This window comes from Pseudomonas sp. C8002, assembly GCF_013385765.1.
In the GTDB taxonomy this organism is placed as follows: Bacteria; Pseudomonadota; Gammaproteobacteria; order Pseudomonadales; family Pseudomonadaceae; genus Aquipseudomonas.
In genome coordinates this window covers 1-21,052 of record NZ_JACAPJ010000015.1, presented here as the reverse complement: position 1 = coordinate 21,052, position 21,052 = coordinate 1, and the positions used below count along the sequence as shown (strand labels likewise).

The following is a 21,052-nucleotide window of genomic DNA, read 5'->3' as shown; positions in this document are numbered from 1 at the left end:
TTGTGCTCCGGTGCTTGTGGCTCGTTGTTACTGGTCTTTTTAGGCCCTTATTAACCCCGAGTTGTCTCCCCACTGCTCGGGGTTTCTTTTTGCCTGCGATTTGTCATGGGCTCGGGGCATCCTGGAAAAACGTCGGGTGGTCTTGCAGGTATTGCTCACGCATGACCGGGTCGAGCCATGAGGCGTAGGACTGTCGCAGTTGCTCCTGCGGGATCTCGCGCAGCACCTGATTGATCCGCTCGATAGCCGTGCGGCCTAAGGCGTTATCCGTGCAGGCAATCCGGGTCAGTTGATAGGGCGGGGTGCCTTTGATGGGGTAGAAGATCAGCTCCTGTGGATCAATGCCTTGTTGCAGCGCCTGGTAGCGCACTTCTGTCCAGTAACCCAGCACCGCTTCCAGCCGCCCCTTTCGTTGCATCTGCAGCAGGCTGCCGAGGGCGTCATTGCCGTAATGCGGCGCCAGTTTGTGAGCACTGGTGTGCTTCAGCGCTTCATCGATGATGGGGCCGTAGCTGCGTTCGGCGATGATGCCAAGGCGCGCATCCCGTGCATTCAAAAATGCCTCCAGGTCGAACAGTCCATCCACCACAAACGGCGCCAGCAGCGCCCGCTGACCCTGGCGGATCGTCACCCCGTTGCTCACGGCCGCGAAGGCCTGGGCGGAAAACACGATGGTTTTAGCGCGCTCCGCCGTCCACAGCAGGGACGGGTCGCAGGTAAGCGTGCCGGGGTCGCGGAGCATCTGCATGCCACGCGCGCGGTTCACGTGGAGGATCTGATGTCGATACTCCGGCATGTGTTCGGCGAGTATCGGCAGCAGTTGGTCGAGGGCGCCCTGGCCTTTTTGCGGGCCTTCGAAAATCGTCACTGGCGGCAGGTCACGCAACAGCCAGATCAAGGTTTCCTGGGCCTGGCTCGACAGTGGCCAAGTCCCGAGCAGTGAACCCAGGAGGCAGAGTCGAATGATGAAGCGCCGGCCCATCAGATCGCGCCGTTCTCACGCAGGCGAGTAACGGCGGCCGCATCGTAGCCCAATTCAGCGAGCACCACGCTGTTGTGCTCGCCCAGCTGCGGTCCGACCCACTCACAGCTGCCCGGTGTGTCCGACAGTTTGGGCACGATGCCGGGCATCTTGAAGTCCTTGCCGCCCGGGAGCTGCGCCTTGAGGAACATCTCGCGGGCCAGAAACTGCGGGTCTCCCAGCATGTCTTGCGCGCTGTAGATACGGCTGGCGGGCACTTCGGCCTTGTTCAGCTGTTCCACCACTTGCTCAAGCGGCAGCGAGTTGACCCAGCGATCAATCACCCCGTACAACTCATCGCGCCGGCTGTCGCGGCCATCGTTGCTGGCCAGTGCCGGGTCGTTGGCCAGGTCGTCGCGACCAATGGCCGACATGAAGCGCTTGAAGATCGCGTCGCCATTGGCGCCGATCTGCACATGCTTGCCATCTTTGCTGGTGTGGATCGAGGAGGGCGTGATGCCGGGCATGATGTTGCCGGTGCGCTCGCGGATAAAGCCGAACACGTCGAACTCCGGGATCATGCTCTCCATCATCGCGAAGATCGCCTCATACAGCGCCACATCCACCACCTGGCCGAGCCCGCCATTCACTTCACGATGACGCAGGGCCATCAGCGCCCCGATCACGGCCCACAACGCCGCGATCGAGTCCCCGATGGAAATCCCGGTGCGCACCGGCGGGCGGTCCTCGAAACCGGTGATGTAACGCAGGCCCCCCATGGATTCGCCCACCGCGCCAAACCCAGGCTGGTCCTTCATCGGCCCGGTCTGGCCAAAGCCTGAGAGGCGCACCATCACCAGTTTCGGGTTCAGGGCGTGCAAGGTTTCCCAGCTCAGGCCGAGCTTTTCCAGCACGCCAGGGCGAAAGTTCTCAATCAAAATGTCGGCATCCGCCAACAGTTGCTTGAGGATCGCCAGGCCGTCCGGGTGTTTCAGGTTCAGGGTCAGGGATTTCTTGTTGCGCGCCTGCACAAACCACCACAGCGAGGTGCCTTCATACAGCTTGCGCCACTTGCGCAGCGGGTCGCCGCCATCCGGGGATTCGACCTTGATCACCTCGGCGCCGAACTCGGCGCAGATGCGCGACGCAAACGGGCCGGCGATCAAGGTGCCGAGTTCGATGACTTTCAGGCCGGCAAGTGGTTTGGCGGTAAACGACATGAGGAACCTTTCGGGCAGGGCAGGGATGTGAGCCTTTTAACATAGGCGAGTGGCGCAGTGATAAGGATGATGCAGCGCAGTATTCGTTGAATCACCTCGCCATCGGTTAGACTTGCCGCCTTTCCCTGTCTCTAGAAGTCCGTTCATGGCCCAGCCGTCCACGACCTACAAGTTTGAACTCAACCTCACCGACCTTGACCGTTCGGTGTACGAGAGTGTCAAGCAGACCATCGCCCGCCACCCTTCGGAAACCGAAGAGCGCATGACCGTGCGTTTGCTGGCCTACGCGCTTTTCTACAACGAGCAGCTGTCTTTCGGTCGTGGCCTGTCAGATGTAGACGAGCCGGCGCTGTGGGAAAAAAGCCTGGATGATCGCGTCCTGCACTGGATCGAAGTCGGCCAGCCGGACGCGGACCGCCTGACCTGGTGTTCCCGCCGTACCGAACGCACGACCTTGCTGGCCTACGGCAGCTTGCGCGTCTGGGAAGGCAAAGTGGTGCCGGTGGCGAAGAACCTGAAAAACGTGAGCATCGCCGCCGTACCCCAGGAAATCCTGGAAGTGCTGGCCAAGGACATGCCCCGGGTGATCAAGTGGGACGTGATGATCAGCGAAGGCACGATCTTCGTGACCGATGACCGTGGGCAGCACGAAGTCCAGCTGGAATGGCTGGCTGGCGAGCGCGGCTGAAACGTCGATAACTGATTGGACGCTGGTCGAGTGTGGGAGCTGTCGAGCTTCAGCGAGGCTGCGATGCAGGCGCTGCGGTCTGACAGGTACACCGAGGTGATCCCATCGCAGCCTCGCTGGGGCTCGACAGCTCCTACAAGGGATCACCGCTAATTTCAACATTAAAGAGAAGCTTCCGTCACCCCATGCGTATCGATCCTCGCCCGTTGCCTGCCGTCCTGCCATTCCTCGGTGAATTGCCACCGTTGTTGACCCGTCTCTACGCCGCACGCGGGGTGCAATCGGAAGCCGAGCTGGATAAAAGCCTGGCGCGGCTGATCCCGTATCAGCAGCTCAAGGGCATCGATGCTGCCGTGGACTTGCTGGTGACGGCCCTGGAGCAGCGCCAGCGGATCCTGATCGTGGGTGACTTCGACGCCGACGGCGCCACCGCCAGCACCGTGGGCACCCTGGGCCTGCGCTTGTTGGGCGCCGCCCACGTCGACTACCTGGTGCCCAACCGTTTCGAATACGGCTACGGCCTGACCCCGGAAATCGTCGCCGTGGCCCTGCAGCGCCAGCCACAGCTGCTGATCACCGTGGACAACGGTATCTCCAGCGTCGAAGGCGTGGCGGCCGCAAAAGCGGCGGGGCTCAAGGTGCTGGTTACCGACCACCACTTGCCGGGCGACGAACTGCCCGCAGCCGACGCCATCGTCAACCCGAACCAGCCGGGCTGTGAATTCCCCAGCAAGGCCCTGGCCGGTGTGGGCGTGATCTTCTACGTGCTGATGGCCCTGCGTGCGCGCTTGCGCAGTTTGGGTTGGTACGAGAACAAGCCGCAGCCGAATATCGGCGAACTGCTGGACCTGGTGGCCCTGGGCAGCGTGGCCGACGTGGTCCCGCTGGACGCCAACAATCGCATCCTGGTCTACCAGGGCCTGGAACGCATTCGCGCCGGTCGTGCCCGGCCGGGGATCAAGGCGATCCTCGAAGTGGCCAAGCGCGATCACGCCCGCATCACCTCCACCGACCTTGGTTTTATCTTGGGCCCGCGCCTGAACGCCGCCGGGCGCCTGGATGACATGAGCCTGGGTATCGAGTGCCTGCTCACCTCGGATTTCGCCGCCGCCCGGGAAATGGCCGCGCAACTGGACGGCATGAACCAGGACCGCAAGTCCATCGAACAAGGCATGCAGCGCGAGGCCCTGGCCCAGCTCAAGGACTTGCCGGTGGAGTCGATGCCGTATGGCTTGTGCCTGTTCGACCCGGAATGGCACCAGGGCGTGATCGGCATCCTTGCCTCGCGCATGAAAGAGCGTTACTTCCGCCCGACCATCGCCTTTGCCGACGCCGGTGACGGCCTGCTCAAGGGCTCCGGGCGCTCCGTGCCGGGTTTTCATATTCGTGACGCGCTGGCCGTGGTGGCCAGCCAGCACCCAACGCTGATCGCCAAGTACGGCGGCCACGCCATGGCGGCGGGTCTTACCTTGCCCGAGGCCAACTTCCCACTGTTCGCCGAGGCCTTTGACGCCGAAGTGCGTCGGCAACTGCGCGAAGAAGACCTGACGGGCCGGCTGCTGTCCGACGGCACCCTGGCGGTTGAAGAGTTTCACCTGGAACTGGCCCGCGCCCTGCGCAACGCCGGGCCGTGGGGCCAGCATTTCCCAGAGCCGTTGTTTCACGGGGTGTTCCAACTGGTGGAGCAGCGCGTCGTCGGCGAGCGCCATCTGAAGGTGGTGCTCAAGAGCGAGTGTGGATCGGTGAAGCTCGATGGCATTGCTTTCGGCATCGACCGCGAGATCTGGCCCAATCCCACCATTCGCTGGGTGGAACTGGCCTACAAGCTCGACGTGAACGAGTTCCGTGGCCAGGAAACCGTGCAACTGATGATCGCGCATATCGAGCCGCGCTGAACCCTGTGCAATCCTCTGTTGTCGACTAGTCTCTAAGCACTGTGTGATCGGTCTTGTGACCTTGTCTTATTTCAGCCCGCCGGGGACGGGTTTTTCGTCGACCTTTCAAACAGAACCCTGGAGCCTGCCCACTGCATAAAAGAGGTGCCCCATGAGTCTGCTGCTTGAACCCTATACCCTGCGCCAACTGACCCTGCTCAACCGCATCGCCGTGTCACCAATGTGCCAGTATTCCAGCGTCGATGGCCTGGCCAATGACTGGCACCTGGTGCACCTCGGCAGCCGTGCCGTCGGTGGCGCCGGGCTGATCTTTACCGAAGCCACCGCTGTGACTGCCGATGGCCGCATCACCGCCCAGGACCTGGGCCTGTGGAACGACGAACAGATCGAACCGCTGCAACGCATCACGCGCTTTATCAATGCCCAGGGCGCGGTGGCGGGCATTCAACTGGCCCACGCCGGGCGCAAAGCCAGCACGCACCGGCCATGGATCGGCAAGCACGGCAGCGTCAAGCCGGAAGATGGCGGCTGGGTGCCGGTGGGCCCTTCGCCGATTGCCTTCGATCCGCAGCACACTTCACCCAAGCAACTCGATGAAGGGCAGATCCAGCAAGTGATCGCTGACTTCGTCGCTGCCGCCAAGCGCGCGTTGACCGCCGGTTTCAAAGTGGCGGAAATCCATGCCGCCCATGGCTACCTGTTGCATCAATTTCTTTCGCCCCTGAGCAACCAGCGCCAGGACCAGTACGGCGGCTCGTTCGAAAACCGCATCCGCCTGGTGCTGCAAGTGACCACGGCGGTGCGTGAGGCCTGGCCGCAAGAGCTGCCGCTGTTTGTGCGGGTCTCGGCCACCGATTGGGTCGAGGACGGCTGGAACCCGGATGAAACCGTCGAACTGGCGCGCCGCCTGAAAGACCTGGGCGTCGACCTGATCGACGTCTCCTCGGGTGGCACCGCGGCCAATGCGGAAATTCCTACCGGGCCCGGCTACCAGACCCGCTTTGCCGAGCGTGTGCGCAAAGAGTCGGGAATCGCCACCGGCACCGTGGGCATGATTACCGAGCCCGCCCAGGCCGAGCACATCTTGCGTACCTGTCAGGCCGATATCATTTTCCTCGCACGTGAACTGTTGCGTGACCCGTACTGGCCACTGCATGCCGACGATGACCTGGGCGGGCGCAAAGCCACCTGGCCGGCGCAGTATCAGCGGGCTACGCATCGCGACCAGCCGATTCATGAGTCGGACTTGCGGGATTAACCTTGCGTAGGAAAACGCCTGAAGCTAATGTCGAAACTATGACTCTATTACTGAACGCCTCGATTATTCCCACCCTCCAGGAGAGGGTGGGCTGACGCGTGCTGGAAAAGCATGAAAAACCCGCCCTTGATCCGGCGGGTTTTTTATTGCCCGCCGATCACCGGCCAAACTCTGCGACACAAGGAGAAGCTCATGTTGCACCTGATCTGCGGCAAAATCGCATCCGGTAAATCGACCCTGACCCAACAGTTGTCGCAGGGCTCCCAGGCGATCCTGATCAGTGAGGATGAGTGGCTGTCACGCCTCTACCCCGGACAAATTCACGCCCTGGGCGACTACGTGCGCTGCACCGGCCACCTGCGTGATGCGTTGACGGCGCATATCATCGCGTTGCTCGGGGCCGGCCTGTCGGTGGTGCTGGATTTTCCGGCGAACACGTTGGCCAGTCGCCGCTGGATGCGCTCACTGTTCGAAGGCGCAGGCGCTGACCACCAATTGCATTACCTGGACGTACCGGACGAGGTCTGCAAGGCACGCCTGCGTGCGCGCAACGCGGCGGGTACCCACGCGTTCGAAACCAGTGACGCCCAGTTTGACTTGATCACCGGCTATTTCGAAGCACCGACACCTGCGGAAGGCTTCAACCTTGTTCACCATCAACCCTTGGAAGCACAGCATGTTGATCAAGCGTGACCTGACCGAAAAGGACCTGCCGTTGCTGGCGCTGATTGACCGTACCGAACGGATCGAGGCGTGCTATCGCGTGGAGCACGGGGAGTTGCTGCTGTACCCCGAGCACCACGACATGCGCGGCTGGCCCGAAGGCGAAGCCGAGCAGGATGCCGTGGCCTTGCAGGCGTGCCTGAAGCGCGGCGGGTGGCTGCACGGTGTGTTTGACGATGCAAAGCTGCTGGCGGCCGTGGTAGTGGACAACCGGGTTATCCTCAACCAGGGCCTGCGTATGCGCCAGCTCAAATTCCTGCATGTGAGCCATGGGGCCCGTGGCCTGGGCCTGGGTGGCCAGCTGTTTGCCCTGGCCTGTGAACACGCCCGCGCAGCCGGGGCCGAGGCGTTGTACGTATCGGCCACGGAATCGCGCAATACGGTGGAGTTCTATCTGCGGCTCGGCTGCCGGTTGCTCAAGCAGCCGGATCCCGAGCTGTTTCAACAGGAGCCGCACGACATCCACCTGTACCGGCCGCTTGTGGGATAACGCTGTAGGTCATTGCCCTGCAAGCGTTTTTTTAAGTGATTACTCTAAAAAAGTCCCACGCCCGGCAAGATAGTTTCTACGCTTAAGGTAAGCATGATTTCTGGCCCAGGAAATCAGCTTGTTGATCCTCGCAGGTCGCATCGCGGGATGGGGTTATGGGCAACCAGGAGCAGTTGATTGATACGAGGAGACAGTCCATGGCCAAGTCCTATGGTGTAGCGGGGGTGTTGTCGTCTTTTCTGGCCCGCAGGATGTCGCTGCGCAGCCGGCGCCTGAGTTCGGACGAAGAGCAATTGCTGGAACAGTACCGCGCCCTGACCGAGAGTGATCAGGTGGCGATGCGGTACTTGATCGGGGCGATGAAGAGTATTTCGCGGTTCTGAAGATCCCGAAGGGGCGTTCCCACGCGAGCGTGGGAACGTTCGGTATCAGGTGTACTTGCGCTTGTCTGGTGCAGGTGGGAAGTATTGGTACAGCCAGGTTTCGCTCAAAGTGCGGTCCTGGGTGCGGATGAACAGCCGCAGTTCAACCGGCTCGACGCTGTCGCTGGTCGGGTACCAGTCAAACAGAATTCGATAGCCCTTGATGGCATCCAGTACCAACACGCTGAAGTCTTTGACCTCACCATGGGAGCAGGTCACCACCGGCTCGATCCCGGTGCCTTCAGGCAAACGATCCAGCCCGCCGCCGTTGAAGTCCACGGCAAAACGCCGCGCCCAGACTTCGGGGTAGTGCTCGCCCGGCGCCCAACCTTCGGTGAAACCGCCCATGCCCGAACGGGTGGCATTGACCTGCGCCAGTGGCGTGCTGACCGGCGGCAGGGCGCTCCAGTAGAGCTTGTAGCCGTAGTTCAGGGATTCGCCGGCAGCGACGGGCTTCTTCGGGGTCCAGAAGGCCACGATGTTGTCCAGGGTCTCGCCGGTTGTAGGAATTTCCAGCAGATCGATAGAGCCTTCGCCCCACGCGGTTGTAGGTTCTACCCACAGGCTTGGGCGTTTGCTGTACCAGTCCACCGTGTCCTGATAGCTGGCGAACTCATGATCGGTCTGCACCAGGCCGAAGCCTTTCGGGTCGGTGTCGGCAAACGCGTTGAATTGCAGGGTAGCCGGGTTGTTCAGCGGGCGGCAGATCCACTCGCCATTGCCGCGCCACATGGCCAGGCGATCCGAGTCGTGGATTTGCGGGTGAATGGTGTCGCACATCCGCCGCTCAACGGTGCCGCAGCTGAACATGCTGGTCATCGGTGCGATGCCCAGTTGCTCGATGGCGGTACGCGCATTGATATGGGCGTCGATGGCCATTACCACCTGGTTGGCCTGGCAGTCGATATCGAAGCGATAGGCACCAGTGGCGCTCGGCGAATCCAGCAGGGCGTAGACCACGAAGCGGGTGCTGTCCTTGTCCGGGGTTTCGAACCAGAACTTGGTGAAGTCCGGGAATTCCTCGCGCTTTTTCGCGTAGGTGTCGATGGCCAGGCCGCGTGCAGAAAGGCCGTACTGGCCGGTGGAATCCACCGCACGGAAGTAGCTGGCGCCGAGGAAGGACAGCACGTCGTGGCGGTCCAGTTCCGGGGCCTTGAACAGCTTGAAGCCGGAGAAACCCAGGTCGCCGGTCAACTGCTTGGTGTCTACCGTGGTTTTTTCATAGTTGAACAGCGAAGGGCGGAAGTGCACCTCGCGGGCCTGGCGGGTTTTCGGGTCGACGCTGTACATGCGCACCGGCGTCTTGAAGCCCATGCCGACGTGGAAGAACTGCACGTCCAGCTGGCCGTTCAATTCTTTCCACAGCGAATGCTTGCCGTCGTAGCCGATGGCGTTGAAATTCTGCGGGGTCATGGTCGCCAGGGTCGGCGGCAATACCTGCTTGGTGTCCTGGTAGCGATTGCTTGCCAACTGCTTGGCCTGGATCTTCAGGGCCTCGAAATCGAAGGCCTGGGCCTCGCCATCAGCGGCGCGGTTGCCCGCCCAGGCCTGGGCGGCCAGCAGGCCACTGGCCGACAGACCGGTGTAAGCCGCGATGGCCATGGACGCTTTGAGCAAATTCCTGCGGTGCATAAATACAACCTGTCGTGAACAATCCCGCGCCGTTCCTGGCACGTGCTGGATCAAGGAAAACGGTTCGGACATGCCTTCGGCCAAACGCAACGGACATTAAACAGATACCAAATAGCTTAAGCGGTTCGGTGCGCAAGGAAAAATGATTGATGGCGGGTTGATGGCGCTGCATATGAAACAAGACGTTTCTGTGGAAACCGTGTGGTGAGGGAGCTTGTTCCCGTTGGCGCGCGAAGCGACCCCAGCACAGGCGATCGAGATCCTTCAGGGATATCTCGATCGCCTGGTTTGGGGCTGCTGCGCAGCCCAGCGGGAGCAAGCTCCCTCGCCACGACAACCTCTTCAGGAACGCCGGGATCAGCCCACTTCGCCTACCGCTCGATATGCCTCATCAATCGCCGCATGGGCATACGCGCTCCACGCGGCATCCGAGTTGGCGATGCTCACATGTCCCACCGGCTGGCGCGCCAGGTCCTTCAGTTTTTCGCTTTCATCGGCATCGTCAAACAAGCTGTTGGAGAAGGTCGCATAGCCGTGTGACCAACGGTTGACAGTGATCGCCAGAATGTCGGTCTGGTGGTTGAAGCCACCCGGGCCGAGCATGCGCTGCAGTTGGTCGCGCAGTTGCGCTTCCAGTTGTTCAAATGTCTGCCCGTACAACTTGCCCCGCCCGGCGCGGGCCTGGTCGCGGCCGTTCATGCCGCTGTTGGGGCTGGTGGGCACGTACACCATGTGCAAACCAATCGGCTGCGTCGGGTCGCGCGGGTGCTCGTAGCCGCCCATGCTCACCGGGTAATCCAGCTTGATCCGACTGTAAGGCTGGGTCGCTGCATAAATCTCGTGCACCCCCAGCTTCTGGAACGAGGTCCAGTTGCGCACCACCACTTTGGTGTAGACCAGCGGGTACTTCACGTTCAGGCTCAGGGCCTGGGCTTGTTCTGCCGGCAGATCGCGCAGCAGGTACGGGATCATCATGTTGTAGCAGGCCAGGATGCAGCGTTTGCCGCGTACCTGTGCGAGTTGGCCGCCACGGCTGTAGCCGATGTGCACACCGTCACCGACGTTACGCACACTGACCGCAGTGCTGTTCAAACGCACCCGCACCGGCGTCCTGGGCTGATCAAGCCTGGCGTAGTCAAACGGCGCCAGCACGATGTCATCCATGGTGTGCCCCGGTGCCACTGCCGGAATCAGGCTGCGCACCAGCAAGCGTGCCAGCGAGGCGTTGCCGTCGGGGAAGTGGTAGATGTAGGGTTCTTCCATTTCTGCGGCGGCTTCTTCGCTGATCGGTGCCAGGTTCATTCCGCCGAAGCCAGGGAAACCCACACTGTAGGCATCAGCCGACGCCACCGCGTCGATACTCAAGGCCATGAAGTCGTTGGTGCGGCTTTGGAAGTACTTCACCGCGCCTTCCGAGAGTCCTACGTTCTTGAGCAGGAAATCGCGGTAGCTGGTGGCCGCGAGGTACTCGGCCTTTTCCTCGGCAGTCTTGCCCGGCAGGTAATCCTTGGGCGCGACGTGCAAGGCAATCAGCGCCTGACGGTCGGTTTCCGGCAGCGGGAAATCATTGATGAAGTCGCTGATGGAGCGCGCATGCAACTGGTCCGGGGCGATGTCGTCGGCGACCATCGGCGTCGGGTCGCCGGTCACCAGTTTGTCTTCGCCAAAGTTTTCCTTGTCGAAGAACACCCCACGGGACAAACCCAGGCCCGGGTAGAACTGGCGGTCGAAGGCGGTCTCGAAGCGCTTGATGTTCACCCCGAGTTTTTTCAACAGCCCGTTTACTTCCTTGCTGTAAAGATGATTCGGTGACTGGAACGCTTCGCTGCCGCCGTAGCCGATGATCAGCCGGCCACCGGCCTGGAACTCATTGCGCTTGGCATGGCCGCCGAAGTCGTCGTGGTTCTCCAGGATCAGGATCTTCGCCTTCGGGTGCTTCTCACGGTAGAACCACGCCGCCGACAAACCGCTCAAGCCACCGCCGACCACCACCAGGTCGTAGTCTTCGGTGATCGGCAGTTTATCGGTGTCGAAGGCCTTCTTTTCCCAGCCCATCTGGTGGGCAACTTCGAATGAGCCGACATGGCTGCCGCGCAAGCCGGTGAGGGCGGGCGGGTAGTAGCGCCCATCGGGAGCGGCCTGGAGGATTTGCAGCGGGGTCATACCGGCGGCAATCGTGATAGCGACGCCGTTGAGGAAGTCGCGGCGGGTGATGTCCATGGGAACCTGCGAATTATTTATTGTTATGAGATCCCTGCAGGAGCCGGCTGTTGTGGCGAGGGAGCTTGCTCCCGCTGGGCTGCGTAGCGGCCCCAAAAAATCTGGGAGCACCTCGCACTACAGCGGGAGCAAGCTCCCTCGCCACAGTGAGCTCGCTTCGACAGGGGTAAAGGGTCAGTGCTTGAACATCACATGGCGAACCGTGGTGTAGTCCTCCAGGCCGTACATGGACATGTCCTTGCCGTAGCCGGACAGTTTCTGACCGCCGTGGGGCATTTCGCTGACCAGCATGAAGTGGGTGTTCACCCAGGTGCAGCCGTACTGCAACCGTGCAGCCAGGCGATGGGCGCGGCCGACATCGGCGGTCCACACGGAAGAGGCCAGGCCGTAGTCCGAATCGTTGGCCCAGGCCAATACCTGGGCCTCGTCGTTGAATTTGGTTACCGACACTACTGGCCCGAACACTTCGCGGCGCACGATTTCATCGTCCTGCTGCGCGTCGGCCAACACCGTCGGTTCGAAGAAGAACCCGTTGCCTTCCACCGCCTTGCCACCCGTGATCAGGCGGATATGGGATTGCGCCACGGCACGCTCCACAAACCCGGCCACACGGTCACGGTGCTGTGCGGTGATCAGCGGGCCCAGCTCGGTGGCCGGGTCATCCTGCAAACCGTATTTGATGCTGGCAACCGCCGCGCCGAGCTTTTCGACGAACGTGTCGTAGATATCGGCCTGTGCATAAATCCGGCACGCAGCGGTGCAATCCTGCCCGGCGTTGTAGAAGCCGAAGGTGCGAATGCCTTCCACCGCCGCGTCGATATCGGCGTCGTTGAAGATGATCACCGGCGCCTTGCCGCCCAGTTCCATGTGCATGCGTTTGACGCTGTCGGCAGTGCTGGAAATGATATTGGCCCCGGTGGCAATCGAACCGGTCAGCGACACCATGCGCACTTTCGGGTGATTCACCAGCGGGCTGCCCACGGTTGGCCCACGGCCAAACACCAGGTTGAGTACACCGGCCGGGAAAATTTCAGCGGCCAGTTCCACCAGGCGCAGCGCGGTCAGCGGGGTTTGTTCCGAAGGCTTGAGCACCACGGTATTACCGGCGGCCAGGGCCGGGGCGATTTTCCAGGCGACCATCATCAGCGGGTAGTTCCACGGCGCGATGGAGGCAATTACGCCCACCGGGTCACGGCGGATCATCGAGGTGTGGCCCGGCAGGTACTCGCCGCCGGCCGAACCGCTCATGCAGCGGCTGGCGCCGGCGAAGAAGCGGAACACATCGGCCACCGCCGGGATCTCGTCGTTCAGCGCCGCGCTGTAGGGTTTGCCGCAGTTGTCCGACTCAAGCTTGGCCAGCTCCGCGCCGTGGGCTTCGATGGCGTCGGCGAGTTTGAGCAGCAGCAGCGAGCGATCCTTCGGTGGCGTTTGCGACCAGCCTTCAAAAGCGCTGTCGGCAGCACGCACCGCGGCGTCGACCTGGGCTTCGCTGGCTTCCTTGATTTCCACCAGTACCCGACCCAACGCCGGGTTGAACACCGGCTGCGCCGGGCCTTCGCCTTCGACCAGATGGCCGTTGATCAGCAGTTTGGTTTGCATGGTTCAGTCCTCTTAAAGCTGCATCGTTTCCCCTGCCGAAACCGGTTCAAGTATGGGAGCGGGCTTGCTCGCGAATACGGTCTTTCAGTTGATACATCACCTGACTGATACACCGCTTTCGCGAGCAAGCCCGCTCCCACATTTGAATCTCATTCCTTCAGTGGCAATGTGTTGTCAGTTATTTACCGCCACTACCGGCCACGCTTTCGCCGCCGCGGGTCAGGTAATAGGCACCCAGGATCGGGAACATCGTCACGATCATCACCAGCATCGCCACCACGTTAGTCACCGGCACATCCCGTGGCCGGCTCAACTGGTTGAGCAGCCACAGCGGCAAGGTGCGCTCGTGGCCGGCGGTGAAGGTGGTGACGATGATTTCGTCGAACGACAGCGCGAACGCCAGCATGCCGCCGGCCAGCAACGCCGAGCCGAGGTTGGGCATGATGATGTAGCGGAAGGTCTGCCAGCCGTCGGCGCCGAGGTCCATCGAGGCTTCGATCAGGCTGTGGGAAGTGCGGCGCAAACGGGCGATCACGTTGTTGTAGACGATCACCACGCAGAAGGTCGCGTGGCCGACGATGATGGTGAACATCCCCGGCTCAATCCCCAGGGTCTTGAAGGTCGCCAGCAACGCGATACCGGTGATGATCCCCGGCAGTGCAATCGGCAGGATCAGCATCAGCGAGATGCCTTGCTTGCCGAAGAACTCCCGGCGATACAACGCCGCCGAGGCCAGGGTGCCGAGCACCATCGCAATCAGCGTGGCGATGGCCGCGATTTGCAGCGACAGCTTGATCGCTTCCAATACGTCCGGCCGCGAGAAGGCCACGCTGAACCACTTTAGGGTGAAGCCCTGGGGTGGAAAGCTGAACGCCGCCTCTTCGGTGTTGAAGGCGTAGAGGAAGATGATCAGGATCGGGAAGTGCAGGAAAACCAACCCGCCCCAGGCCGCGATTTTTAGACTGAGTGAGGCTTTTTCAGAGTGCATCGAAGGCCCCCAGACGTTTGACGATGGACAGGTAAACCGCGATCAGCACGATCGGCACCAGGGTGAACGCCGCGGCCATGGGCATGTTGCCGATAGCGCCTTGTTGCGCGTACACCATGCCGCCGACGAAGTAACCCGGCGGGCCCACCAGTTGCGGCACGATGAAGTCGCCCAGGGTCAGCGAGAACGTAAAGATCGAACCCGCCGCAATCCCCGGCACCGACAGCGGCAGAATCACCTGCATGAAGGTCTGACGCGGCTTGGCGCCGAGGTCTGCCGAGGCCTGCAGCAACGACGGCGGCAAACGCTCCAGCGAGGCCTGGATCGGCAGAATCATGAACGGCAGCCAGATGTACACAAACACCATGAACCGCCCCAGGTGCGAGGTGCTCAAGGTGCTGCCGCCCACGCCGGGAATGCCCATGATGAATTGCAGCGCCGGCTCCAGGCCCAGGTGCTGCACGAACCACTGCGCCACGCCGCCCTTGGCCAGCAGCAGGGTCCAGGCGTAGGCCTTGACGATGTAGCTGGCCCACATCGGCATCATCACCGCGATGTAGAAAAACGCCTTGGTCTTGCCGGTGGTGTAGCGCGCCATGTAGTAGGCGATCGGGAACGCGACGATGGCACTGGCGATGGACACCACCACCGCCATGCTCAAGGTGCGCACGATGATGTCGAAGTTCGACGGCTGGAACAGCGCGGCGAAGTTGGCCAGGGTCAGGTCCGGGGTGACCGCCATGGTGAAGTCATCGAACGTATAGAAGCCTTGCCACAGCAAGGTCAGCAGCGAACCCAAATAGATCGCGCCGAACCAGATCAGCGGCGGCACCAGCAGCAGCGACAGGTACAGGTTGGGCTTCTTGTACAGCAGGTTGGAAAACCTGCGCATCGGGGGTTGGGACAGGGCCAGGCTCATGTCACACCTCGCCTGCGATGTCGGTCAACGGCGTCATGGCTTCCCGCGCCCAGCGCGCGGTGATGGACTGGCCGACTTGATGCCCGGCGGTGGTGTCCAGCCATTGGTTGTTGGCCTGGCTGATGTTCAGGGCCTGGCCGTTTTCCAGTTTCAGTTCGTAGCGGGTGGCGCTGCCCTGGTACTGGATGTCATGCAGCAGGCCGCTGACTTCCACCTCGCCGCTGCCCAGCGGGCCTTCGGCGAAACGCACGTGTTCCGGGCGGATCGAGAACGGCTGCGGGTTACCGCTCAAGCGTTGCGCCAATTCGCCGCGAATCACGTTGGAGGTGCCGACGAATTCCGCGACGAAGGTGGTGGCGGGCTTCATGTACAGGTTGCGCGGGGTGTCGACCTGTTCGATGCGGCCCTTGTTGAATACGGCCACACGGTCGGACATCGACAGTGCTTCGGTCTGGTCGTGGGTGACGAAGATGAAGGTGATGCCAAGTTGGCGTTGCAGTTTCTTCAGCTCGCTTTGCATCTGTTCGCGCAGCTTCAGGTCGAGAGCGCCGAGGGGCTCATCCAGCAGCAATACGCGCGGACGATTGACCAGTGCGCGGGCCAGGGCCACACGTTGACGCTGGCCGCCGGAGAGTTGCACCGGCTTGCGGTCGCCGTAACCGCCGAGGGCGACCATGCCGAGCGCTTCTTCGGCGCGGTTGAGGCGTTCGGTCTTGCCTACGCCTTTGACTTTCAGGCCGTAGGCCACGTTGTCCCGCACGTTCATGTGGGGGAACAGCGCGTAATCCTGGAACACAGTGTTCACGTCGCGCTGATACGGCGGCAAGCCGGCGGCTTCCTCACCGTGGATGCGGATGGAGCCGGCACTGGGTTGCTCGAACCCGGCGATCAGGCGCAGGCACGTGGTTTTGCCCGAGCCGGAAGGGCCGAGCATGGAAAAGAACTCGCCGTCCTGGATATCGATGGAAACCCGGTCAACGGCTTTCACTTCGCCGAACTGACGGGAAACGTGGGTGAATTGGACTGCAAGCGTCATGGTGCGGTGCTCCAAAAAGGCGCGTCTTGTAAAAATTAAATCGGAGGTAGAGGTGATCGTTCCCACGCTCTGCGTGGGAATGCAGCGCTGGACGCTCCGCGTCCGCCCTTAAAGTCGTGACGCGGAGCGTCACAGGAGGCATTCCCACGCGGAGCGTGGGAACGATCAACTAGGGAGTGCTTAGCGCCCGCCCATGATCGCGATGTAATCCTGGGTCCAGCGGCTGTACGGCACGAACTTGCCGCCTTCAGCCTGCGGGGTTTTCCAGAAGGCGATCTTCTCGAACTGGTCGAAACCGTTGGTCTTGCAACCCTCGGCGCCCAGCAGTTCGCTTTCCTTGCACGCCGCGGGAACCGCCGGCAACGAACCGAACCACGAGGCCACATCACCCTGGACCTTCGGCTGCAGCGACCAGTCCATCCACTTGTAGGCGCAGTTCGGGTGCTTGGCATCGGTGTGCAGCATGGTGGTATCCGCCCAGCCGGTGGCGCCTTCCTTCGGAATGGTCGAGGCAATCGGCTGCTTCTCATTGACCAGGCCGTTGACCTGATAGGGCCATGCGCTGGAGGCCACCACGCCTTCGTTCTTGAAGTCGCTCATTTGCACGGTGGTGTCATGCCAGTAGCGGTGGATCAACGGCTGCTGGGCGCGCAACAGGTCGAGCACGGCCTTGTACTGGGTTTCGGTCAGCTCGTACGGGCTCTGGATGTCCAGTTCCGGCTTGGTGGCCTTGAGGTACAGCGCCGCATCGGCGATGTAGATCGGGCCGTCATAGGCCTGCACGCGGCCTTTGTTCGGCTTGCCGTCCGGCAGGTTCTGCGCATCGAACACTACGTTCCAGCTGGTGGGCGCGGTCTTGAACACGTTGGTGTTGTACATCAACACGTTCGGGCCCCACTGGTACGGCGTGCCGTACGTTTGCTGGCCGACCACGTACCACGGCGCATCTTTCAGGCGCGGGTCGATGTTCTTCCAGTTGGGAATCAGCGAGGTGTTGATCGGCTGTACGCGCTTGCCGACGATCAACCGCAGCGAGGCATCGCCGGATGCGGTGACCAGGTCGTAGCCGCCCTTGGCCATCAAGCTCACCATCTCGTCGGAGGTGGCGGCGGTCTTGACGTTGACCTTGCAGCCGGTCTCTTTCTCGAAACCGGTGACCCAGTCGTAGTTCTTGTCGCTTTCGCCACGTTCGATATAGCCGGGCCAGGCGACAATATCCAACTGGCCTTCACCGGCACCCACCGCCTTCAGCGGTTCGGCGGCCTGGATGCTGACACTGGCCAGCAGCGCGGTGGTCAGGGCACTGAGCAGAGCGGTCTTGTGCGCAGACATGGGGGTTCCCTCTTCTTTAATTATGGTCGGGGCAGTTTTTGCAGCAGGTGGTGCGTGAGCGTAGTTGTTGTTTTAAAGATGCTGGCCGTGGCGCGCCATGATGTGCCGCACCACGCTGTAGTCCTGTAGCGAATCGCTGGACAGATCTTTGCCATACCCCGAGCGCTTCAAGCCGCCGTGGGGCATTTCGCTGACCAGCATGAAATGACTGTTGATCCAGGTGCAGCCGTATTGCAGGCGCGACGCCACTTGCATCGCCTTGTCCAGGTTCTGGGTCCACACGGAGGAGGCCAGGCCGTATTCCGAGTCGTTGGCCCAGTCCACCGCCTGTTCCAGCTCGTCGAAGCGGGTCACGGTGACCACCGGGCCGAACACTTCGCGCTGCACGATTTCATCATTCTGTTTACAACCGGCCAGCAAGGTTGGCTGGTAGAAGAAGCCAGCACCGGAATGCACGGCGGCGCCGGTGATGCGTTCGATATGCGGCTGGCCGAGGGCGCGTTCGACAAAACTGGCGACGCGGTCGCGCTGGCGGGTGCTGATCAGCGGGCCGAGTTCGTTGTCGGCATCGCGCTTGCCGGCAAACCGCAGGCTGCTGACGGCGGCGCCGAGCTCGGCCACCAATTTGTCGTGGATGCCGGCCTGGGCGTAGATGCGGCACGCGGCGGTGCAGTCCTGGCCGGCGTTGTAGTAACCGTAGGCGCGCACGCCTTCGACCACGGCTTGCAGATCGGCGTCGTTGCACACGATCACCGGGGCCTTGCCGCCCAGCTCCAGGTGCGTGCGCTTGAGTGTCTTGGAGGCGGCCTGGAGGATCTTCTGCCCGGTGACGATATCGCCGGTCAACGAGACCATGCGCACCTTCGGGTGGCTGACCAAATGGCTGCCGACCCCTTCGCCGCCGCCACACAGGATGTTGATCACCCCGCGCGGCAACAACTGGCTCAGTACGGGCGCCAGGGCCAGGATCGACAGCGGGGTATGTTCCGACGGCTTGAACACCAGGGTATTACCGGCCGCCAGGGCCGGGGCGATTTTCCAGGCGGCCATCATCAGCGGGTAATTCCACGGCGCAATGGAGGCCACCACGCCAATCGGATCGCGACGCACCATGCTGGTGTAGCCCGGCAGGTATTCACCGCTCAGTTGCCCGGTCTGGCAGCGCACGGCGCCGGCGAAGAAACGGAACACATCGACGGTCGCGCTCAAATCGTCCTGACGTGCCAGGTGCAGCGGCTTGCCGCAATTCAGCGATTCCAGGCGGGCGAGGTAGTCGGCTTGTTTTTCGATTGTCTCGGCGATGCCCAGGAGGATGTTCGAACGCTGCTGGGGCGTGGTCCGCGACCAACCGGCAAAGGCCCGGTGGGCGGCGAGGATTGCGGCTTCGACCTGCTCGGTACTGGCTTCGGCGATATGGGTGAGGATTTCACCGGTGGCCGGGTTGATGATCGGCTCGACAAACCCCTGGCCCGGGACCAGTTCGCCGTCGATCAGCAACGCAGTGAGCAGCGGTGTGGGCGCGCCAGACATTTTTCGCGATCTCTTTTCTTGTGTGGTCATGGCTGTTCTCGTGCGAGGCGCCTGACCTTCTCTTATGGGATGAGCAGAGACTAGAGGTCAGGCGCGAGGTCAACAAATACTAAATACTGAAAGCAGCATTCGATTAAATAGATGGCTTGCGTGGGTGGGGCTGTTCGCGGGCCACCGTCAGGAATGGGTCCACCAGTGCTGGGCGCGCCGTGCCCCGGCGCCAGGCCAGGCCCACGTCTAGGGTCTGGCTGAGGTCGGCAATCGGCCGGGCCTCGATGATGTCGCCTTCCAGGGACCAGGGGCGGTAGGTCATGTCCGGCTGGATCGACACGCCCAGGCCGGCGGCGACCAGGCTTCGCACGGCTTCCGTCGAGGCGGTGCGCAAGGTGACGCGGGGTTGCAGCCCGGCGCCGGTCCACATGCGCTGGGCGTTGTGGCCCATTTCATCGACGTTCAGTTGAATCAGCGGCTCGCGCGCCACATCCGCCAGGTTGATGCTGTCGTGTTCCAGCAGCGGGTGCTGGGCCGGCAGCCATAAACGGTGGGGCGAGTGGGTGAGCACTTCGGTTTGCAGGGCGTGGCGGTCTTCGAGGTTGGAGAGGATCAGCACGCCGACGTCGATTTCACCGCTGACCAGCAGGTGTTCGATGTAGGGGCGTTCGTCCTCCATCACGCGGATTTCGACATTGGGGTAGGCGCGCTGGAAGCGGGTAAGCAAGTCCGCCAGGTAGTAGCCGGCGACCAGGCTGGTCACGCCGATGATCAACTGCCCGGCCACCTGGTCGGTGCTCTGTTGCAGGCTGCGCTTGGCGTTGTCGACGGTGGCGAGGATGAGGTGCGCCTGGCGCAGGAACTGGTGGCCCTGGTGGGTCAGGGTCATGCCCTTGGCGTGGCGGTTGAACAGGTTGACGCCGATTTCCTGTTCCAGTTGCTGGATCGCCAGGGTCAGGGTGGACTGGGAGATGAAGGCGGTCTGGGCAGCGGCGGAGATCGAGCCGGTCTCGGCCACGGCGATGAAGTGACGGATCTGACGCAAGGTCATCATGCTGGAATTACCAGTGGGGTGTTTTTATAGATTTGTTCGAGTGTATATCGTTTTAATTGAGGGGTAAGCGCGTTACATCTGGAAGCACTCTAGATCGGGGGTTTTTGGCACTTAGTTTTACGCTGGGGGCCTATTGGTCCTGTGAACTTGAGTTTCTGGAGGTTGTGAATGAATACCCGTGGATTGCTCGATCAACTGCTCAAATCCGGCCAGGACATGTTGCAGAACAAGGCTGGCGGGCAGCGCAAGTCAGATGACAAGGGTGCCCTTGGCGGACTGCTGGGTGGCGGCGGGTTGGGTAGCTTGCTTGGCGGTGCCGGTGGTGGGGCCCTCGCGGCCGGCGCCATGGGTCTGTTGCTGGGCAACAAAAAAGCCCGCAAGTTTGGCGGCAAGGCGCTGACCTATGGCGGGTTGGCTGCTTTGGGGGTGATTGCCTACAAGGCCTACGGTAATTGGCAGGCGCAGCAGGCCAGTGCGCCTCAAGGGGAGCCGCAGACCATTGATCGGTTGCCACCGGCCCAGGTCGAGCAGCACAGCCAGGGGATTTTGAAGGCGCTGGTGGCTGCGGCCAAGGCTGACGGGCATGTGGATGAGCGTGAGCGGGCGTTGATCGAAGGGGAGTTTGTGAAGCTGGATAACGATCGTGAGTTGCAGCAGTGGTTACATGCCGAGCTGAACAAGCCGCTGGATCCGGCAGATGTGGCTCGGGCTGCCAGTACTCCGGAATTGGCTGCCGAGATGTATATCGCCAGTGTGATGTTGGTGGATGAGGAGAACTTCATGGAGAAGGCTTACCTCGATGAGTTGGCGCGGCAGCTTAAGTTGGAGCCTGGGTTGAAGGCTGAACTGGAGAAGCAGGTGCGGCAGGCTGTGGTGGTTTGATTGTGTACATATCCGTTTCTGCGGTAACGGCTACTTATGGTTTCGCTCTTACAGCGAGTCACTTTGCAAAAGCGGCAAAGTAACCAAAGCGCTCTGCCCCGCCTGTCGGCGCCTCGCTTAGGCTCGGCGTTCCCTCACTCCGGCATTGCTCCGCGGGCCGCCGCGACGGGCCATCCATGGCCCGGCGCGGCTAAACCGGCGTCCTGCCGGTT

The 21,052-nt window shown here is 61.9% G+C and carries 18 protein-coding genes; 7 read left to right on the top strand and 11 right to left on the bottom strand.

Going from position 1 to position 21,052, the window contains the following annotated elements; all coding sequences use genetic code 11:
* Window positions 1–103: 103 nt before the first annotated feature.
* Both HX814_RS21285 and HX814_RS21280 read right to left on the bottom strand, forming a co-directional pair.
* A complete protein-coding gene (locus tag HX814_RS21285; protein WP_177008142.1) occupies window positions 104–982 on the bottom strand; it encodes a TIGR02285 family protein in 879 nt (292 codons plus the stop codon).
* On the bottom strand, window positions 982–2,181 hold the full coding sequence (locus HX814_RS21280) for a CaiB/BaiF CoA-transferase family protein (protein WP_102605531.1): 1,200 nt from the start codon (window positions 2,179–2,181) through the stop codon (window positions 982–984). Before HX814_RS21280 ends, HX814_RS21285 begins: the two co-directional genes overlap by 1 nt.
* 145 nt (window positions 2,182–2,326) lie before the next feature.
* Between HX814_RS21280 and HX814_RS21275 the strand changes: the two genes are divergently transcribed.
* From HX814_RS21275 to HX814_RS21250, 6 genes are all read left to right on the top strand, one after another.
* A complete protein-coding gene (locus tag HX814_RS21275; RefSeq protein WP_003209567.1) occupies window positions 2,327–2,869 on the top strand; it encodes a YaeQ family protein in 543 nt (180 codons plus the stop codon).
* A 185-nt stretch (window positions 2,870–3,054) separates the two neighbouring features.
* Entirely contained in the window at window positions 3,055–4,764 is a 1,710-nt protein-coding gene (gene recJ, locus HX814_RS21270) for a single-stranded-DNA-specific exonuclease RecJ (protein ID WP_008438230.1), read from the top strand.
* A 151-nt stretch (window positions 4,765–4,915) separates the two neighbouring features.
* Complete coding sequence (locus HX814_RS21265) at window positions 4,916–6,022, top strand: NADH:flavin oxidoreductase/NADH oxidase (RefSeq protein WP_003209564.1); 1,107 nt, start codon at window positions 4,916–4,918, stop codon at window positions 6,020–6,022.
* Between the two features lie 192 nt (window positions 6,023–6,214).
* Window positions 6,215–6,715, top strand: coding sequence for an ATP-binding protein (locus HX814_RS21260; protein ID WP_023659128.1), 501 nt, complete (start codon window positions 6,215–6,217; stop codon window positions 6,713–6,715).
* On the top strand, window positions 6,699–7,235 hold the full coding sequence (locus tag HX814_RS21255; protein WP_102605530.1) for a GNAT family N-acetyltransferase: 537 nt from the start codon (window positions 6,699–6,701) through the stop codon (window positions 7,233–7,235). Before HX814_RS21260 ends, HX814_RS21255 begins: the two co-directional genes overlap by 17 nt.
* 197 nt (window positions 7,236–7,432) lie before the next feature.
* Window positions 7,433–7,618 carry a hypothetical protein gene (locus HX814_RS21250; RefSeq protein WP_003209560.1) on the top strand — a complete coding sequence of 62 codons (186 nt, stop codon included), beginning with the start codon at window positions 7,433–7,435 and terminating at the stop codon, window positions 7,616–7,618.
* Window positions 7,619–7,663: 45 nt separating this feature from the next.
* On the opposite strand, the gene HX814_RS21245 is transcribed toward HX814_RS21250, so the two are convergent.
* The 9 genes from HX814_RS21245 to HX814_RS21205 all read right to left on the bottom strand — a co-directional run bounded on the left by HX814_RS21245 (window position 7,664) and on the right by HX814_RS21205 (window position 19,958).
* Window positions 7,664–9,289, bottom strand: coding sequence for a glucan biosynthesis protein D (locus tag HX814_RS21245; protein ID WP_102368202.1), 1,626 nt, complete (start codon window positions 9,287–9,289; stop codon window positions 7,664–7,666).
* Window positions 9,290–9,646: 357 nt separating this feature from the next.
* Window positions 9,647–11,509: an NAD(P)/FAD-dependent oxidoreductase gene (locus HX814_RS21240; RefSeq protein ID WP_177008141.1), complete on the bottom strand. Its 1,863-nt coding sequence runs from the start codon at window positions 11,507–11,509 to the stop codon at window positions 9,647–9,649.
* Window positions 11,510–11,683: 174 nt separating this feature from the next.
* The gene (locus HX814_RS21235; protein ID WP_008438218.1) at window positions 11,684–13,108 is read right to left on the bottom strand and encodes a gamma-aminobutyraldehyde dehydrogenase; all 1,425 of its coding nucleotides are present in this window, start codon (window positions 13,106–13,108) and stop codon (window positions 11,684–11,686) included.
* A gap of 178 nt (window positions 13,109–13,286) precedes the next feature.
* On the bottom strand, window positions 13,287–14,096 hold the full coding sequence (locus tag HX814_RS21230) for an ABC transporter permease (protein WP_003209553.1): 810 nt from the start codon (window positions 14,094–14,096) through the stop codon (window positions 13,287–13,289).
* On the bottom strand, window positions 14,086–15,015 hold the full coding sequence (locus HX814_RS21225) for an ABC transporter permease (RefSeq protein ID WP_003209552.1): 930 nt from the start codon (window positions 15,013–15,015) through the stop codon (window positions 14,086–14,088). Before HX814_RS21225 ends, HX814_RS21230 begins: the two co-directional genes overlap by 11 nt.
* 1 nt (window position 15,016) lies before the next feature.
* Window positions 15,017–16,051, bottom strand: coding sequence for an ABC transporter ATP-binding protein (locus HX814_RS21220; protein WP_003209551.1), 1,035 nt, complete (start codon window positions 16,049–16,051; stop codon window positions 15,017–15,019).
* A 180-nt stretch (window positions 16,052–16,231) separates the two neighbouring features.
* The gene (gene ydcS, locus HX814_RS21215) at window positions 16,232–17,383 is read right to left on the bottom strand and encodes a putative ABC transporter substrate-binding protein YdcS (protein WP_177008140.1); all 1,152 of its coding nucleotides are present in this window, start codon (window positions 17,381–17,383) and stop codon (window positions 16,232–16,234) included.
* Window positions 17,384–17,455: 72 nt separating this feature from the next.
* Window positions 17,456–18,913: a gamma-aminobutyraldehyde dehydrogenase gene (locus HX814_RS21210; protein ID WP_003209549.1), complete on the bottom strand. Its 1,458-nt coding sequence runs from the start codon at window positions 18,911–18,913 to the stop codon at window positions 17,456–17,458.
* 133 nt (window positions 18,914–19,046) lie between these two features.
* A complete protein-coding gene (locus HX814_RS21205; protein ID WP_003209548.1) occupies window positions 19,047–19,958 on the bottom strand; it encodes a LysR family transcriptional regulator in 912 nt (303 codons plus the stop codon).
* 168 nt (window positions 19,959–20,126) lie between these two features.
* Between HX814_RS21205 and HX814_RS21200 the strand changes: the two genes are divergently transcribed.
* Window positions 20,127–20,840, top strand: a complete 714-nt coding sequence (locus HX814_RS21200) for a tellurite resistance TerB family protein (protein ID WP_177008139.1) — start codon at window positions 20,127–20,129, stop codon at window positions 20,838–20,840.
* The last annotated feature ends 212 nt before the right edge of the window (window positions 20,841–21,052 follow it).

Excerpts from the sequence above, each read along its gene's own strand:
- HX814_RS21285 (WP_177008142.1), bottom strand. The coding sequence starts at position 982 with ATGGGCCGGCGCTTCATCATTCGACTCTGCCTCCTGGGTTCACTGCTC.
- HX814_RS21280 (WP_102605531.1), bottom strand. The coding sequence starts at position 2,181 with ATGTCGTTTACCGCCAAACCACTTGCCGGCCTGAAAGTCATCGAACTC.
- HX814_RS21275 (WP_003209567.1), top strand. The coding sequence starts at position 2,327 with ATGGCCCAGCCGTCCACGACCTACAAGTTTGAACTCAACCTCACCGAC.
- recJ (WP_008438230.1), top strand. The coding sequence starts at position 3,055 with ATGCGTATCGATCCTCGCCCGTTGCCTGCCGTCCTGCCATTCCTCGGT.
- HX814_RS21265 (WP_003209564.1), top strand. The coding sequence starts at position 4,916 with ATGAGTCTGCTGCTTGAACCCTATACCCTGCGCCAACTGACCCTGCTC.
- HX814_RS21260 (WP_023659128.1), top strand. The coding sequence starts at position 6,215 with ATGTTGCACCTGATCTGCGGCAAAATCGCATCCGGTAAATCGACCCTG.
- HX814_RS21255 (WP_102605530.1), top strand. The coding sequence starts at position 6,699 with ATGTTGATCAAGCGTGACCTGACCGAAAAGGACCTGCCGTTGCTGGCG.
- HX814_RS21250 (WP_003209560.1), top strand. The coding sequence starts at position 7,433 with ATGGCCAAGTCCTATGGTGTAGCGGGGGTGTTGTCGTCTTTTCTGGCC.
- HX814_RS21245 (WP_102368202.1), bottom strand. The coding sequence starts at position 9,289 with ATGCACCGCAGGAATTTGCTCAAAGCGTCCATGGCCATCGCGGCTTAC.
- HX814_RS21240 (WP_177008141.1), bottom strand. The coding sequence starts at position 11,509 with ATGGACATCACCCGCCGCGACTTCCTCAACGGCGTCGCTATCACGATT.
- HX814_RS21235 (WP_008438218.1), bottom strand. The coding sequence starts at position 13,108 with ATGCAAACCAAACTGCTGATCAACGGCCATCTGGTCGAAGGCGAAGGC.
- HX814_RS21230 (WP_003209553.1), bottom strand. The coding sequence starts at position 14,096 with ATGCACTCTGAAAAAGCCTCACTCAGTCTAAAAATCGCGGCCTGGGGC.
- HX814_RS21225 (WP_003209552.1), bottom strand. The coding sequence starts at position 15,015 with ATGAGCCTGGCCCTGTCCCAACCCCCGATGCGCAGGTTTTCCAACCTG.
- HX814_RS21220 (WP_003209551.1), bottom strand. The coding sequence starts at position 16,051 with ATGACGCTTGCAGTCCAATTCACCCACGTTTCCCGTCAGTTCGGCGAA.
- ydcS (WP_177008140.1), bottom strand. The coding sequence starts at position 17,383 with ATGTCTGCGCACAAGACCGCTCTGCTCAGTGCCCTGACCACCGCGCTG.
- HX814_RS21210 (WP_003209549.1), bottom strand. The coding sequence starts at position 18,913 with ATGTCTGGCGCGCCCACACCGCTGCTCACTGCGTTGCTGATCGACGGC.
- HX814_RS21205 (WP_003209548.1), bottom strand. The coding sequence starts at position 19,958 with ATGATGACCTTGCGTCAGATCCGTCACTTCATCGCCGTGGCCGAGACC.
- HX814_RS21200 (WP_177008139.1), top strand. The coding sequence starts at position 20,127 with ATGAATACCCGTGGATTGCTCGATCAACTGCTCAAATCCGGCCAGGAC.